Genomic DNA, 317 nt, shown 5'->3' with positions numbered 1-317 from the left:
TACGATACGCCAGAAGAAGCCATTGCCGCTTGGAACCGCCGCGCTGCTGGCTGGATACCAACCGTGGAGAGGTTACCGGAAGAAAACGTAGATTGCCTTGTTTACCCCGCATCAGAAGAAATTGTGATCGCTAGGCTGGTTAAGGGCAACTTTTACTATTGGTGGTTTGATGCTTTTGATAGCCCGGATTGGGTAAAGGTAGAAGGCGTTGTTACACATTGGATGCCGCTGCCCAAGCCGCCAGAATTATGTGAAGGAGGCGGGATAGATGTCACAATACGATAAATGCAAGGCCTGCGGGGCCCCGATTATCTGGG

1 protein-coding gene is annotated in these 317 nt (G+C 51.4%); it reads left to right on the top strand.

The window, feature by feature from the left end:
• Positions 1–285: DUF551 domain-containing protein (locus B3W37_RS07550; RefSeq protein WP_483175255.1), on the top strand; the 285-nt coding region annotated here is incomplete at its 5' end.
• Positions 286–317 lie beyond the last annotated feature (32 nt).

The sequence above is a fragment of the Syntrophomonas sp. UBA5494 genome (genome assembly GCF_002426325.1).
The sequence above is the reverse complement of the archived record's forward strand: the minus strand, read 5'-3'. Positions and strand labels throughout refer to the sequence as shown.